Here is a 15,432-nt window from a genome sequence, read left to right on the forward strand (position 1 = left end):
CAACATCGATCGAAACTGTCGAACGAATCCATCCAATTAATTCATTTTTTAGATCGTCGACGCTCACCTATCATCCGTCGTGTTGTCGGGAGTGGGCGCATGCGGCACAAGCGCGACCTGGCTGACAGCGCCCGAACCCGTGAGATTCAATCCGGAACATGAAATGAGCGACGCAATTTTACGATACCCGACTCCCCTTTCCCGCGAGGAATCCTGGGCTCGCGAATTCTCCGAAGCGATCGAAGTGCCCGCAGGGGCGAAAACCATAACGTTGAGCGGTGTAGGCGCGTTGCCGTCCAATCGGGATGCCGGGTCGCGCACGGTCGAGTATTTCGGCGACATGCAGACGCAAACAAGAAGCGTCCTGGACCAGATTCAGCAGATCCTGGAAGCCAGGGGATATGCACTTGGCGATGTCGTTGCTGTACAGGCCCTGTTCGTCGCGGATCAGGCGAATGACGGCATGCCGGACTTCGACGGCTTTTCAACGGTCTATCGCAACTACTTCGGGTCAAAAGCACAACCGAATTTGCCTGCTCGCACTCGCGCACAAGTTGTGCGGTTGGTCGAGCCGGGCTGGCTGGTCGAAGTGACCGTCACGGCAGCGAAGGTCGTCAACACCTGATACGCACCCGATGTGTCGGAAACCCGCTCGACAATTGTGAAGGCGCGGCGCTTCAGGGCGGCATGCGCCGAAGCGCGAACGTGAAGAGTGCTCACGGGTGCCGGGGATGTGCCGCGCCGCGGCCTGCCGATCAGTTCAATTCCCGGTCGTCGTCAGGATTCCAGTTGACGTCAACGACTCGTGCGGATGAACTGGCGGGACCGAAGATCGCGAAACTGACGGCAGCCAGCAACCATGCCGCCAGGCCGCCGTAAAGCATGACCGAGCCGAAGCCATGAACAAGCGCGTCGTGGGTAATGCGCCCGGACGGATCGAGCGTCGGCAACACCGGGGCGAATTGCGCGAGGTGGGCAAGATTGCCGGTGGCAATGACCTCGGTCAACGCGCGTAATTGCAGGCCATCTAGAGCGTCCGGCCAGGCGCTTTTCAGATACGCGAAGATGCTTTGAGACAAGATCGATCCCATCAATGCAATGTTGATCGCGAACGTGATCAGCCGCGCGCTCATGTCGATACCGGCGGCCATGCCTGCGCGGTCGCTCGATATCGAGCCCGTGACCGTATTGGTGACGGTCGTGTTGGTGAAACCGAGTCCGCACCCCGCTACCAGGCAACCGGGAATCGCGGTGAGCCAGCCGGCATTGGCCGCGCCGCTTCCGATCCGGATCAGGAAAAGGCCTAGGCCAATGGTGAACAAACCAGCGGGAATGATCAGGCGCGGGTTGTACCGAAGCATCAGTCGTTCCGCGAGCGGCGGCATCACCAGCGTAGGAAGCGTATAGGCCAGCAGGCACGCGCCGGCGACGGCGGGCGTGTAGCCCAGTGCACCCTGAAAGTAGATCGGCAGATAGATATTGAGCGGCCAGAAGCTGACATTCATCGCGATGGAGCCGACGAGCGCGCCGGAAAGCGGACGTATCCTGAATACGGAAAAATCGAACATCGGTTGGGGATGCCTGAATTCGATCACGATGAATGCAACGAGGCTGATCGTTGCCGCCAGCAAGACACCCATGCTGCCGGTGAAGCCGGCAGACGATCCTTGTGTAATGAAAAAGGTCGCGCCAAGTACCGCGAGCACCAGCGTGAACAGCCCCGCGAGATCGAGCTTCGTTTCGTGGCGATTCCTCGATTCTTCAACGTGGTTGAAAACGAGCACGCCGGTCAGCCCGGCGAGCAGCACGTGTATCAGGAAGATCCAGCGCCAGTTCGAGAGCGCCACGATCAGGCCGCCGACAAGCGGCCCCAGGCCGAGGCCGATGCCGAAGACCAGCCCCCAGATGGCAAACGCCCGGCTACGCGCCCTTCCCGTCTGGAATTGATGCGACAGCACCGCTATCTGGGAAATGATCATCGCACCGCCGCCCAGGCCCTGGAGGAATCGGCTGACGATCAGGAAGGACATGCTTTGCGCGAGACCGCACATCAGGGACGTCACTGCAAACCAGGCAAGACTCAGGACGAACATGCGCTTTCGCCCGTAACGATCCGCCAGTGTGCCCGTGACCATCAGGACGGTCGTGCAGGCGATGGTGTAGGCATTCATGACCCACTGCATGGACTTGAAATCGCCGTGCAGGACGGTCTGCAGCGTGGGGAGGATGACCGGCACGCTGGATATTTCCAGGTGAAACATGACGCCGGCCAGACTGACCGCAGCCAATACGACGGCATGCTTGCGGGTATCGGAGATGAACATGGCTCGCTCGATTCGGATGGATATGAAGGGGCGAACAGCAGGGAAACGACTCAAGTTCGCCAGGCCATCCTACAAGCCGGTTTATCGTGGATAAACGGGATGCGATTCCATACAGAATGAACCTGCCTGTCCGGAATAATTCACACGCCGATGATGAATAACCTGAACTGGGTGCAATCGTTCGTGCGGGTCGCCGATACCCGCAGCTTTGTCGCCGCGTCCCGGCATTTGGGCGTATCGGCTTCTGCGGTCGGCAAGAATGTGGCACGGCTGGAAGCGCACCTCGGCGTCAGGCTGTTTCACCGCAGTACGCGCAGCGTGGCGCTCACCCCCGAGGGCGTCATTTTTCTGGATCGGTGCCGCCGCATACTGGGCGAGCTGGATCTTGCGGAGGTCGAGCTTCAGCAGCGCGCCGGCGCACCCCGCGGCAAGTTGCGGATCAGCCTGCCGCTCACCAGCGTGGTGACGCCGCAGCTCCTGTCCAGGTTTCATCGACGTTACCCGGAGATCGAGCTGGAGGTGGATTACTCCGATCGGCTGGTCGATGTGATCGACGAAGGTTTTGATGTCGTCGTTCGTTCAGGACAGCCGCGGGATTCGCGCTTGATCACACGCGTGCTGGGATCCTGCCGCCGTATCATCGTCGGGTCGCCGGACTATTTCGAACGGTACGGCATACCGGAACGACCTCGGGATCTCGAGCATCATGCGGTGCTGCTGTATCGATATCCGAGTACCGGGAAAATCCAGCCCTGGCCGTTCCCGGATGGAACGCCGATGGCCGAGATCAAGCTCAAAGCGGCCGCCGTCTCGAACATGAGCCCGTCGCTTCTCGCGTTGGCGTGTGACGGCGCCGGCATCGCCTGCCTGCTGGACCATGAAGTCAAAGACAAACTCCGGGACGGATTCTTGCGCCCCGTCCTCGAAGGGGACGCCGCGCCTTCCGTGACCTACCGGATTCTTTGGCCGCCGAGCAGGCAGCGCTCGCCGAAGGTAAGAGCGTTCGTCGACTGCATCACGGAAGAGGCAGCGTTGCACTAGCGGCTACTTTCTCGTCGCTTTCCGGTACGGATACATCACGGAAAGCGCGCGGGCGAGCGCGCCCTGCGACGAACCTTCGCCGGCACCGTCCGTGTCTTCCCGAAAAGTTCTATAGTTCCAGTCGACCCATTTTCCGGCTCAGAATGGCATGACGAACCTGCAGGTCATCAATCCGGACACGTTTCTGGAGACGCCCGTCGGGCGGTTATGGACGCCGGAGAGAAGCAAGGCAGCATGGTCGAGCAGCTTCGCGGCGCTTGAAGATGCATTGGCCGGTCACGGGAAAAATCCCCCGCGGCTTCTGGTCGTGTGCGGTGTGCAAGGAGCCGGGAAATCGTACTGGATCGACCGGCACGCGCATGCGTACGCGCCGTGCATCTGCTTTGACGCCGCGTTGCCCGGCGCAAGGCACCGCAAGCCTGTGATCGATGTCGCCCGTCGGTACGATGCGGAAGTTCATGCGATCTGGATTGACGTTCCGCTGGATATCGCAAAAGAACGGAACGCGCGGAGGCCGGCGGACCAGCGCGTCCCCGATGCGAGTATCGAAAGCGTTGCATCCCTCTTTGCGCCGCCGACCGTTGCGGAAGGGTTTGCGTCGGTTACCCGGATCCAGGGCGACTGATGCAGAACATCCAGCGCGAGCGACAGAATCGTCACGAACGCTGTTTCCGGCTCCGGTGACCGCCTGAACCCAAGCGACCGCGGCGCGACCGAACGCATCGCGCGAGGTCCGCAATCAATTCACCTGCCCCCGCCGTACCCCTACCCGGCAACTACCACTACTGCCGGCACCGCCCCGGCCCGTGCCCTCGTCTGCTTGACGGCATCACCGGCGCGTCGTCCGAGGCCGCGCAGCTTCGTCACCGCTTCGCGGCGGCACCGGGGCCGAACGGCGGACGGGCGAGCCAGACCACCGCGATCACGGCGAGATACACGCAACCGAGCGCGAACGAAACGTCGTTGAACGAGATCTGGTACGCCTGCGCATCGATCAGGTTGCCCAGCAGCGTGGCCGCGCGTTGCGGATCGCCGCCGCCGAGCCGTGCGACTTCGGCGCGCACGGCCGGATCGAACACGCTCACGTGCTCGCCGAGCTGTGCGTGGTGCAGGATTGCGCGGCGATCCCACAGGAACGACGTGATCGACACCGCGAAGCTCGCACCGAGCGTGCGCAGGAACGTCGACAGGCCGGAGCCGGCGGCGATCTCGTCCGGCTTCAGGTCCGACAGCAGGATGCTGTTGATCGGCATGATGAACAGCGCGAGGCCGAGGCCCTGCAGCAACTGGATCAGCGCGATGTGCGTGAAGTCGATGTCGGGCACGAAGCCCGCGCGCAGGAACGATGACGTGCCGAGGATCGCGAACGCGCAGCACACGAGCATGCGCATGTTGACGCGCGGCGCGTACCTGCTCATGAACGGCGTCATCAGCACCGGGATCACGCCCATCGGCGCGACGGCGAGCCCGGCCCAGAACGCCGTGTAGCCGAGCGTGCGCTGCAGCCACTGCGGCACGATCACGTTGACCGCGAAGAATGCGGAGTACGCGAGCACGAGCGTCAGCGTGCCGGCCGCGAAGTTGCGATGCGCGAAGAGCCGCAGGTTCACGATCGGGTTCGGCTCGTTGAGCTCCCAGATCAGGAACAGCGCGATGCCGAACGCGGCGACCACCGACATCACGACGATGAACGTCGAGTTGAACCAGTCGGCCTCGTTACCCTTGTCGAGCACGATCTGCAGCGCGCCGACGCCGACGATCAGCGCGGCGAGGCCGACATAGTCGACGCGCGCGGCAACGGTCGTCTCGACGCGGGCACGCATCTGCGCGAACACGCACATCGCGGCGAACACGCCGATCGGCAGGTTGATCAGGAACGCCCAGCGCCACGAGTAGTGCTCGGTGACCCAGCCGCCGAACACCGGCCCCGCAATCGGCGCGACGACGGTGACCATCGCGATCATCGACAGCGCGAAGCCGCGCCGCTGCGGCGGGTAGATCGACAGCATCAGCGCCTGCGTGGTCGGGATCATCGGCCCGGCCACCAGGCCCTGCAGCGCGCGGAACGCAATGAGCTGCGGCAGGTTCTGCGCGAGGCCGCACAGTAGCGACGCGAACGTGAACGCGAGCGTCGCCCACACGAACAGCCGCACCTGCCCGACGCGCTTGACGAGAAACCCGGTCAGCGGCAGCGCGATCGCGTTGCTGACCGAGAACGTCGTGACGACCCACGCACTCTGCGTCGTGCTCACGCCGAAGTTGCCGGCGATCGTCGGCAGCGACACGTTCGCGACGGTGCCGTCCAGCACCTGCATGAAGACCGCGAGCGCGAGGCCGAAGGTCGTCAGCGCGACGCTCGACGGACGAAAGCCGCTATCGGCGGCCGCCATCGGGGCGCTCATCGCCCTGCCTCCGCGCGCACTGCCGCCGGCAGGTTCGCATGGATGACATCGGCAATCAGGCTGTCGGCGCGTGCGAGCTCGTCGCGGTACACGTCGGTGTGGAATACCGGATCGCGCTGCTCGCGACGCGACAGCATCTCGCCGCTGCGGTCGTGCTGGTCGACGCGTGCGTGCATCGACAGGCCGATGCGCAGCGGATGCGCGTCGAGCTGCGTTGGATCCGTCAGTTCGATGCGGACCGGCAGCCGCTGCACGATCTTGATCCAGTTGCCCGTTGCGTTCTGCGCGGGCAGCAGCGAGAACGCGCTGCCGGTGCCGACGCCGAGGCTCTGCACGCGGCCGCTGTAGCGCACCGCGTCGCCGTACAGGTCGGCGGTCAGTTCGACCGGCTGCCCGATACGCATGTGTTCGAGCTGCTTCTCGGTGAAGTTCGCGTCGACCCACAGTTCGCGCAGCGGCACCACCGCGAGCAGCGGCACGCCGGGCGACACACGTTGCCCGACCTGCACCGTACGCTTCGCGACATGCCCGGTGACGGGCGTGACGACGTCGGTGCGTGCATGTGCGAGGAAAGCGGCACGCAGCCGTTCGGCCGTGGCCTGCACGTCGGGGTGCGACGCGACCGCGGTGTCGTCGATCAGCGCCTTGCTCGTCTGGTGCTGCTCGCTCAGCGTCGCGAGCGCGCTCTGCGCAGCCGCGTATGCACTTTGCGCGGACGTCAGCGTGTCGCGTGCATGCGCGAGTTCCTCGCGTGAAATCGCGCCGGAGCGGCCGAGATCCTCGCGTCGGCTGTAGTCCGCCCTCGCCTTGTCGAGCGCGGTGCGTCGCGTGTCGAGTTCGGCGCGTGCGCCGCCGATGCTGTTCGCAAGCCCGCGCTCGTTGCTGTACAGGCCGCGCACCTTGCGGACCGTTGCCGCGAGATCGGCCTTCGCGGTCTCGAGCGTGATCTGCGCGTCGCTCGGGTCGAGGTGGACGAGCGGCGTGCCGGCGTGTACGAGGTCGCCGTCGTCCGCGTCGATCGACACGACGGTGCCCGTCACCTGCGACGTCAGCTCGACGACGTTGCCTTGTGCGTATGCGTTGTCGGTGGATTCGTACCAGCGTCCGGCGATTACGTACCAGATGCCCCAACCGACGAGGCCGAACGTGAACACGGTGACGAGCGCGCGCACGAGGTGCTTGCGTCGGGCAGGCGGCGGCGTCGCGGGAGCGGCCCCGCCCGGCGCCGGTCGCGTGCGGGTGTCCGATCCACCCGGTACGCGCGGTGCGCCGGTGTGATCGGCAGCCGGCTGCTGTCCGGTACGGGTGGATTCGGTGGCGGCCGGCCGCGCGGGAGTCTGCAGGGAGTTGTCGCTGCTCATGGTTCGATGTCAGGGATGGTGGGTAGGTGTGGTGGCGAGCGCGGCGTCTTCCGGCTCGGCGCGGAAGCCGCCGCCGAGTGCGGCGACGAGCTGCAGTGACTGGTCCGCTCGCTGCGCGCGCAGCGCGGCGACCTCGCGGCTCGCGACCAGCAGTTGCTGGCGCACGACGAGCGCGTCGAGATACCTGCCGACGCCGGCCCGGTAGCGCGCGTCCGCGAGCCGCCACGCATCGGTGGCCGAGTCGAACGCACGCCGCTGCGCATCGGCCTGCACGGCAAGCGAATGCAGCCGGTGCAGATCGTCGGCGACCTCGCCGATCGCCCTGATCAGTGCTTTGTTGTAGCCGGCAACCGCCAGGTCGTATTGCGCGTCGCGCCTGCGCAGCACGCCGCGCCGTTCGCCGCCGTCGAAGATTGGCAGGCTCACGGCCGGGCTGGCGTTGTAGGTGCGCGACGCGGCCAGAAACAGCGATGCGCCGCCGCGCGTCGCGAGCCCGATCAGCGCGGTGAGACTGACGTTGGGCAGGAAATCCGCACGGGCGGCCGTGACATTGCGGCTGGCTGCCTCGACCCGCCAGCGCGCAGCGACGAGGTCGGCGCGCCGGCCGAGCAGCGCGGCCGGCAGGTCGGCCGGCACCGCGAGCGCGGCGGCAGGCAACGGCACGGGACGGACGAGCGCGAGGCCGCGATCGGGGCCCGCGCCGAGCAGGATCGCGAGCGCGATGCGCGCGCTGTCGATCGCCTGCGCGGTGCGGGCCTGCTCGCGCGTCGCGGCCGCGACTTCGCTTTCCGCCTGGCGTTGCTGCGCGACGTTGTCGATGCCTTTCGTGACGCGCTGGCGCGTGAGCACGAGCGCTTCGTCGGCGCGCGTGTATTCGGCCTGCGCGACGTCCTGCTGATCAAATGCGTACGCGAGATTCACGTAGGCGCGCGCAACGTTCACCGACAGCAGCACGCGTGCGGCTTGCGCATCGATCTGCGCGGCGCGCGCTTCGCCGAGTGCGGCTTCCCACGCGGCACGGCGGCCGCCCCAAAGATCGAGATCCCAGCTCAGGCCGAGATTGATCTCGCGCGTGTGGCTGAAGAAGCCGCCGCCCTCGCCCGACGAGAACTGGGTGCCGGACAGCCGCTCGGCCTTCGCGCTCGCGCGGCCGACGAGATGCGGCAGCCGCGCGGCCTGCGCCTCGACTACCAGCGCCTGCGCTTCGCGGGCGCGCGCATCGGCAGTCGCGAGATCGGGGTTGCCGGCGAGCGCCTCGTCGATCAGGGCAGTCAGTTGCGCATCGTTCAGCGCACGCCACCAGTTGGCGGCCGGCCAGGCGGCGGCCGGCGCATGCGCGAGGCTGCGCGATGCGGCGAGCGCATCGGCATTGCGCAACGTGCCGGCCGGCGCGAGCCCGTCGCGGCTCGCGCACGCGCCGAGCATGACGAGCGCCGCGGCGGCTGCCATTCGCGACACGCTACGCCGCGCGCCGGCATGGTGTGTCCAGGGAGCAAGTGCTGCATGCATCGCATTCCTCTGCTTCGTATCGGTTTGAACATGACACGCATTGTTGGACGCTCCCGGACAAAGCTGATAATGTTGTTTAGACAAAAAATAATGAATTCCGGCCATGCCCATCCGAGACCCTTCTCCCCCGCGCACCGTGCAGCGCGCCGACTCCGATCCGAGCGAGCGCGAGGACGGCCCGTCGCTGATCGCCGTCTGGGGCGAAGACGACGGCAGCAATACGTACCGGCTCGGCACCCGCGAGGTCGACTGGCACAGTCATCTGCGCGGCCAGGTGTTCTGCGTGGAAAGCGGGTTCGCACACGTGCGCACGCCGCACGGTTCGTGGCTGCTGCCGCCGCATCGCGCGGGCTGGATTCCGCCGGGTGAGCAGCACAAGGTCAGCATCAGCGGTGCGTTGAGCGGCTGGAGCGTCGTGATCGCACCGGCCGCGAGCCGGCGGATGCCGGGCCGGCCGTGCGTGATCGCGATCACCGAGCTGATGCGCGCGCTCGTGCGGCGCGCGGTGTCGTGGGCTGACCAGGATCGGCTCGATGTCGAGCAGGCGCGCATCAGCGTCGTGCTGCTCGACGAGATGCGTCGCGCGCCACACGAGCCGCTGCACCTGCCGATGCCGCGCGACCGGCGGCTGCTGCGCATCGCCAACGGGATCCTCGGGCAGCCGCACGACAGCCGCACGCTCGAAGCGTGGGCGGAATGGGCCGGGCTGTCCGCCCGCACGCTGAGCCGGCTGTTCGTCGCGGAAACCGGCACGAGCTTCGCGCAATGGCGTCAGCAGGCGCGTCTGACGCACGCGCTCGAACGCCTCGCGAATGGCGAGCGCGTCGCCGATATCGCCGATGCGCTCGGCTATGCGACGCCGAGCAACTTCATCGCAATGTTCCGTCGCGCGTTCGGCGATTCGCCCGCGCATTACTTCGCGAAGCGCGCGCAGCCATAACGCGCCGCGGCTTTGCCCCGCCCCTATCCTCCTGCCAGTACAGCACCTGCCTTGACGTTGCTACAGCCGCCGTGCGACCGGCCGACGGGCTGACGATGTCGTGCCGGTACGCGTGAACGCGCCGGATTGAATGCGGGCGCAACGTATGGTCGCCCTCCCCTCCATCGAATCGATCGAGGAACACGCGGGGATGGGCCGGGAAGTCGAACACCAGACGCGTTTTTGAAACGGCGAGTTTGGATATTTAATAGAGCTATTGTGATAAGAAAAGTTATCCAAATGGCATCGCCATTCTCGAAACCAGGCCCTGCGAAAAACCCGGTCCGGCCACTCAACCGAACCGGAAAAAACGTGAAACGACTGCGGCATGGCACGCATCGTCGCAACGCAGGCGAATCTCAGCGCCGCGTGGCGAAGACGTCGATGCCGGTCAGCTCGGCGGACAGCGCCCAAAGGCGTGCGGCCTCTCCGGGATCGATCGCGTGCGGTCGCACCCCTGCTTCCTCGTCGCCCGTGGTCACGGTCGCGATGTCGCAGTCCTCGCAGTAGACCCCGCCGAGATTCTCCAGGCGCGGCGACGTGGCCGCCCACACCTGGGTCGCGGCACCTTGTGCGGTTGTCTTGAACGTCGGATCGATGGGCACCCCGTGCTCGTCCACCCAGCCTTGCGCCATCATTTCCGCGTGTGTCAGATGCCGCTGCAGCGGCGTGGCGATCTTGCCCGGATGCAGCGAATAGGCCCTTACGCCGCTGCGCGCGCCGAGCGCATCGAGTTGCACCGCAAACAGCGCGTTCGCGGTCTTGGCCTGTCCGTATGCGAGCCATTTGTCGTAGCCGTGCGCAAACTGGACGTCGTCCCAGCGGATCGGCGACAGCCGATGCCCCAGCGACGACACCGCGACGATGCGTGCGCCGTGGCCATGAGCGAGCACGGGCCACAGTCGGTTGACGAGCGCGTAGTGCCCGAGGTGGTTGACCGCGAACTGCGCTTCCCAGCCAGCGCCGACGCGCGTCTCGGGGCACGCCATGATGCCCGCGCTGTTGATCACGATGTGCACGTCGCGCCGTGCGTCGACGAAACGCGCGGCGAATGCGGTGACGCTGGCCAGATCGGCGAGATCGAGCGCGGTAATCTCGACGCCGTTCAGCCCGTGCGTCGCGGCGCGCGCGGCCTCGGGATCCCGTGCACCGACGACGACGCGCGCACCCGCCTGCGCGAGTGCGCGCGTCGTTTCGAGGCCCAGGCCCGAATGGCCGCCCGTCACGATCGCGGTCTGGCCGCCCAGATCAAGGCCGGCCAGCACGTCGCTGGCAGTCGATGCGGCACTGAAACCGGAATGCACGGGTATCTGATGACTCGTCATGGAAGACTCCTGAAGGGATGCATGACGCGCGCGGCCGTTCGTCGGCCGCGTCGATGCATGGCATTCATTGTCGGGTGACGTTCCTGGACTGTGAATGCAATAGAATCCGGTTTTTCGTCGAGATCGTCCGAGGGATGCATGGATCCGCTATCGGAGGTGCTGTCGCTGCTGGAAACGCGCGACTCCTATTTCACTGGCCTGCGCGCCGGCGGAGACTGGGCGATCGCCATTCCCCCGCCCGACGGGATCAAGTTCAATGCGATCGTCGAAGGTTCGTGCTGGCTGACGGTCGATGGTGCCGGTCCGCCCGTCCGGCTGCGCGCGGGCGATTGCTTTCTGCTCACGGCGCCTCGCGCGTTTTGGCTGGCGAGCGATCCCGCCGTCGCGCCGGTGGCCGCGGCGGATGTGTACGTGAATACCGAGAGCGGCATCGCGCACTACGGTGAGCCGACGAATTGTTTTCTGATCGGCGGCCGCTTCTCGTACGAAGACGGTGCGCAGCTGTTGCTCGGCGGCCTGCCTCCGGTGGTGGTCGTGAACGGCGAGTCCGAGCAGGCGGCGGTGATGCGCTGGGCGTTGCAGCAGCTCGCACACGAATTCGGCGCGTCGTCGCCGGGGGCGTCGCTCATGGTCAGGCAGCTCGGGCACATGATGCTGGTGCATATCCTTCGGCTCTACGTGACCGAGGGGGCGCCTGACAACACCGGATGGCTCGCCGCCTTCGGGGATGCGCGGGTCACGGCGGCGCTCAGCGCGATTCACGCGGCCCCTGCACGACGCTGGACCGTCGACGATCTCGCCGCGTGCTGCCATGTATCGCGTTCGACGTTCGCGCTGCATTTCAAGCGGCGGATGGGATTCGGGCCGCTCGAGTACGTGCTGCGCTGGCGGATGCAGCTCGCGATGCGCGAACTGCGCCGCTCGAACGTGTCCGTGTCGGCGATTGCGCAGCAGCTCGGTTACGACTCGGATAGCGCGTTCGGACACGCGTTCAAGCGCATCGTGGGTTGCGCGCCGCGCACCTATCGCGGTCTCGGCAGCGACCAGGCTGGCTGAAATTCGGCTGCAACCCGGGGCGAGCGACGACAGCCGGCACGCGTATCGAGCGCCGTTCGCACGGCGCCCCGATCGCCACGCTATTTCCGTCGCCCCCCGTACCGCCCGCGATCCCGGCCGGTGACGCGGTTCACGCATGTGCCACGCGCCGGCCGCCTCCCTCCTCCCCATTTGTTCCCCCGACGCAAGACTGTTGCTCCACGGTGGGTGTTCGAGATCGTGGCTGGCGCGCCTACAGTGGGCCCATCGGATTCATCGATCCGGTCGGCACCGAAGCCGAGAACCACTCACCTATCGAGGCATATCATGAGCGCATCCAAAGTCATCATCGTCACCGGCGCATCGCAAGGCATCGGCGCGGAAACGGTCAACGCATTCCGGGCCCGCGGCCATCGCGTCGTCGCAACGTCGCGTTCGATCGGGCCGTCGAACGATCCCGATCTCGTCACCGTCGCGGGCGACATCGGCGACGCGGCCGTCGCGCGGCGCGTGGTCGACGCCGCCATCGAACGTTTCGGTCGCGTCGACACGCTCGTCAACAACGCCGGCGTGTTCATCGCGAAGCCGTTCACGCAGTACACCGCGGACGACTACGCGCAGATCACGAGCGTCAACCTGAGCGGCTTCTTCCACGTCACGCAGCATGCGATCGCCGCGATGCAGAAGCACGGCAGCGGCCATGTGGTCAGCATCACGACGAGCCTGATCGATCACGCGAACAGCAACGTGCCGTCGGTGCTCGCGTCGCTGACGAAAGGCGGATTGAATGCGGCGACGAAGTCGCTCGCGATCGAGTATGCGAAGGCCGGCATTCGCGTGAATGCGGTATCGCCCGGCATCATCAAGTCGCCGATGCATGCGCCCGAATCCCATGCGACGCTCGCGTCGCTGCATCCGGTCGGCCGCATGGGCGAGATGAGCGACATCGTCGACGCGATCCTCTATCTCGACTCGGCGCCGTTCGTCACGGGCGAGATCCTGCATGTCGACGGCGGCCAGAGCGCCGGACATTGAGGCGCGGCGTCGAAACCGTGAGCCGGCGCGTCTATCGCGATGCGCCGGCCCGTTTGGCGCGTGTCGCGGCCACCGGCCTGGCGGGCGCGTGTGCCAGATGCTCGACGAGAAAATCAACGAACACACGCACGCGCGACGACAGAAAGCGCGCATGCGGATACAAAAGCATGAACGGCCGCGACCGGCCACCCAGGCCGGGCAACACTTCCACGAGCGTGCCGGCACGCAGATCCTGCTCGACGATGAAGCGATAGGTCTGGAACAGGCCCGCACCGCTGCGCGCGAGCGTCACACCGGCAATGTAGTCCCCCGACGTACTGTAGCTGCCGGTCGTGGCGACATCGATTCCCTCCGATCCATCGTTGAACAGCCACGGAATCGGCCGCCCGCTGCTCGGCAGCTCGAACTGGATGCATTCGTGCGCATGCAGGTCGTCGATGGCGGTCGGCATGCCTGCTCGCTTCAGATAGCCGGGCGTCGCGACGATCACGAGTTCGGCGTCCTCCAGCTTGCGTGCGACCAGGTTCGAATCGGCCGGCGCGCTGCCGCGGATCGCGAGATCGTAGCCTTCCTCGGCAAAGTCGATGTTGCGGTTGCTCAGGTGGGTTTCGACGCGCACGTCGGGATACCGCTCGCGAAACGCCGGCAATAGCGGCAGCACGCGATAGTGCCCGTACGGTGTCGGCATGCTGATCCGCAGCAAGCCGGCGGGTGTGGCCTGCTGGCCGGTCGCCTCGCGCTCCGCGTCGACGAGTTGCGACAGCGCGTCGCGGCATTGCTCGAAATAGCGGCGGCCGGAATCGGTCAGGCGGATCTGCCGCGTCGTGCGCACGAACAGCCGCACGCCGAGCCGCTCCTCGAGCCGCGCCACCGACCGGCTGACGGCGGCCGGCGTGACGCTCGCCGCGTTGGCCGCCAGCGTGAAGCTGCCGAGTTCGGCAGCGAGACAGAACAGCTCGATGCTGCCCAGCAGCAGATCGTCGAATTGTCGTTGCATGGGGCGATTCCTGCCGTCTCCGGCGTGTGGCGCGCGATGACGCCGAGTGTGCATGAATCTCGCGCGGGAAACCAGCGGGCACGCATGGCGCGATTCGTTACACCGCGTCGTGAATCAATTGCGCCGCCGACATTTACCGGCTTCGGCCGCGTGACTACAGTGATTCACAGGCAGCACCGATCGCCCGAACCCTTTTCCCGCAAGGAGCACGACATGACCGTCGAACAGAAACTGGCCGATCTCGGCCTCGCGTTACCCGAACCGCCGAACCCGCTCGGCAGCTATACGGCCGTCAGCGAAGCCGGCAACCTGCTGTTCATCTCGGGACAGCTGCCGCTCGTCGACGGCAGGATCGCCTATACCGGCCGCGTCGGCGAGCAGTTGAGTGCCGACGAAGGCAAGCATGCGGCCCGGCTCGCGGCGCTGAACGTGCTCGCGCAGATCCGCAGGCACCTGGGCGGGTTCGAGCGTCTGCGCAAGATCGTGCGCGTCGAGGGGCACGTGAGTTCGGCCGACGGCTTTTTCGGGCAGCCGGCCGTGATCGACGGCGCGTCGGACCTGTTCGCCGCCGTGCTGGGCGGCAAGGCGGGCCACGCGCGCTCGGCATTCTCCCAGCGTCAGTTGCCGGCCGATGCGGCCGTGATCCTCGTCGTGATCGCCGAGATCGACCCGGCGTGACGGTTCGGCCGCCCCACGGGGCGGCCAGCCATTTCCGGGGGCGCTTGCGCCCGCCCTGCCCGGATGCGTGGATTGTGCCGATCCTTCGAATATCAGGGATCGATCGCCGGGAATCCTTGTCTGGCAAAGCTGCACACGTTCCAGATACATTGAAATACAAAATATCGCATGCGATTTAATCGAACGCGCTTGACATGGGTGGTCGCCGCGACGAAACTCCATCGCATGCGATCGAATCGCATCTGAAACAAACCAGCCAACTGACGGAGCAAATGATGAGCAAGATCGAAACAGTGCTGTACACGGGCAAGACGCATACGACTTCGGGCGGTCGCGATGGCGCGGCGCGCAGTTCCGACGGCCGCCTCGACATCCAGTTGTCGTCGCCGGGCAGCGCCGGCACCGGCACCAACCCGGAGCAGCTGTTCGCGGCCGGCTGGTCGGCCTGCTTCATCGGCGCGATGCAGCTTGCGGCGCGTACCGCGAAGGTGACGCTGCCGGCCGACCTCGCGGTCGACGCCGAAGTGGATCTCGGCACCGCCGGCAACGCTTACTTCCTGCAGGCCCGGCTGAACGTGAGCGTGCCGGGGCTCGATCGCGACGTCGCGCAGCGCATCGTCGATGCCGCGCACCAGACCTGCCCGTATTCGAAGGCGACGCGCGGCAACATCGACGTCGACATCCGTATCGCTTGAACGATGCATCGGGCGGCCAAGTGCCGCCTGCCGAATGCCCGATTTCTTGTC

Annotated in this window: 14 protein-coding genes; 8 read left to right on the forward strand and 6 right to left on the reverse strand. The window is 66.1% G+C overall.

Annotated elements, in window-relative coordinates; translation table 11 throughout:
* Positions 1-163: 163 nt before the first annotated feature.
* A complete protein-coding gene (locus tag LGN19_RS12025; protein ID WP_226214828.1) occupies positions 164-625 on the forward strand; it encodes a RidA family protein in 462 nt (153 codons plus the stop codon).
* 130 nt (positions 626-755) lie between these two features.
* Here the strand turns inward: LGN19_RS12025 and LGN19_RS12030 are convergent, their stop codons facing one another.
* A complete protein-coding gene (locus LGN19_RS12030; protein ID WP_226214829.1) occupies positions 756-2,324 on the reverse strand; it encodes an MFS transporter in 1,569 nt (522 codons plus the stop codon).
* A 153-nt stretch (positions 2,325-2,477) separates the two neighbouring features.
* Here LGN19_RS12030 and LGN19_RS12035 point away from each other — a divergent pair, with 153 nt between their 5' ends.
* Positions 2,478-3,365, forward strand: a complete 888-nt coding sequence (locus LGN19_RS12035) for a LysR substrate-binding domain-containing protein (protein ID WP_089450707.1) — start codon at positions 2,478-2,480, stop codon at positions 3,363-3,365.
* Between the two features lie 148 nt (positions 3,366-3,513).
* Complete coding sequence (locus LGN19_RS12040) at positions 3,514-3,990, forward strand: AAA family ATPase (protein ID WP_175984809.1); 477 nt, start codon at positions 3,514-3,516, stop codon at positions 3,988-3,990.
* 238 nt (positions 3,991-4,228) lie between these two features.
* Here LGN19_RS12040 and LGN19_RS12045 read toward each other — a convergent pair whose 3' ends face one another.
* From LGN19_RS12045 to LGN19_RS12055, 3 genes are read right to left on the reverse strand one after another with little or no spacing between them, the layout of a single operon-like run.
* Positions 4,229-5,767: a DHA2 family efflux MFS transporter permease subunit gene (locus LGN19_RS12045; protein ID WP_226214835.1), complete on the reverse strand. Its 1,539-nt coding sequence runs from the start codon at positions 5,765-5,767 to the stop codon at positions 4,229-4,231.
* A complete protein-coding gene (locus LGN19_RS12050) occupies positions 5,764-7,128 on the reverse strand; it encodes an HlyD family efflux transporter periplasmic adaptor subunit (RefSeq protein ID WP_226214837.1) in 1,365 nt (454 codons plus the stop codon). Before LGN19_RS12050 ends, LGN19_RS12045 begins: the two co-directional genes overlap by 4 nt.
* A 9-nt stretch (positions 7,129-7,137) precedes the next feature.
* The gene (locus LGN19_RS12055) at positions 7,138-8,577 is read right to left on the reverse strand and encodes an efflux transporter outer membrane subunit (protein WP_226214839.1); all 1,440 of its coding nucleotides are present in this window, start codon (positions 8,575-8,577) and stop codon (positions 7,138-7,140) included.
* 163 nt (positions 8,578-8,740) lie between these two features.
* Between LGN19_RS12055 and LGN19_RS12060 the strand changes: the two genes are divergently transcribed.
* A complete protein-coding gene (locus tag LGN19_RS12060; protein ID WP_174959436.1) occupies positions 8,741-9,577 on the forward strand; it encodes an AraC family transcriptional regulator in 837 nt (278 codons plus the stop codon).
* A 398-nt stretch (positions 9,578-9,975) separates the two neighbouring features.
* Here the strand turns inward: LGN19_RS12060 and LGN19_RS12065 are convergent, their stop codons facing one another.
* On the reverse strand, positions 9,976-10,941 hold the full coding sequence (locus LGN19_RS12065; protein ID WP_226214840.1) for an SDR family NAD(P)-dependent oxidoreductase: 966 nt from the start codon (positions 10,939-10,941) through the stop codon (positions 9,976-9,978).
* A gap of 138 nt (positions 10,942-11,079) precedes the next feature.
* Here LGN19_RS12065 and LGN19_RS12070 point away from each other — a divergent pair, with 138 nt between their 5' ends.
* Positions 11,080-11,997: an AraC family transcriptional regulator gene (locus LGN19_RS12070; RefSeq protein ID WP_175017005.1), complete on the forward strand. Its 918-nt coding sequence runs from the start codon at positions 11,080-11,082 to the stop codon at positions 11,995-11,997.
* 306 nt (positions 11,998-12,303) lie between these two features.
* Positions 12,304-13,011 (forward strand): SDR family NAD(P)-dependent oxidoreductase, encoded by a 708-nt coding sequence (locus LGN19_RS12075; protein WP_122945417.1) that lies wholly within the window; start codon positions 12,304-12,306, stop codon positions 13,009-13,011.
* Between the two features lie 31 nt (positions 13,012-13,042).
* Here LGN19_RS12075 and LGN19_RS12080 read toward each other — a convergent pair whose 3' ends face one another.
* Positions 13,043-14,008, reverse strand: coding sequence for a LysR family transcriptional regulator (locus LGN19_RS12080; RefSeq protein ID WP_226214842.1), 966 nt, complete (start codon positions 14,006-14,008; stop codon positions 13,043-13,045).
* 213 nt (positions 14,009-14,221) lie between these two features.
* Here LGN19_RS12080 and LGN19_RS12085 point away from each other — a divergent pair, with 213 nt between their 5' ends.
* Positions 14,222-14,686 (forward strand): RidA family protein, encoded by a 465-nt coding sequence (locus LGN19_RS12085; RefSeq protein ID WP_175984815.1) that lies wholly within the window; start codon positions 14,222-14,224, stop codon positions 14,684-14,686.
* A 275-nt stretch (positions 14,687-14,961) separates the two neighbouring features.
* On the forward strand, positions 14,962-15,381 hold the full coding sequence (locus LGN19_RS12090; RefSeq protein ID WP_226214844.1) for an organic hydroperoxide resistance protein: 420 nt from the start codon (positions 14,962-14,964) through the stop codon (positions 15,379-15,381).
* The last annotated feature ends 51 nt before the right edge of the window (positions 15,382-15,432 follow it).

The sequence above is a fragment of the Burkholderia sp. AU30198 genome (assembly GCF_020419825.1).
In the GTDB taxonomy this organism is placed as follows: domain Bacteria; phylum Pseudomonadota; class Gammaproteobacteria; order Burkholderiales; family Burkholderiaceae; genus Burkholderia.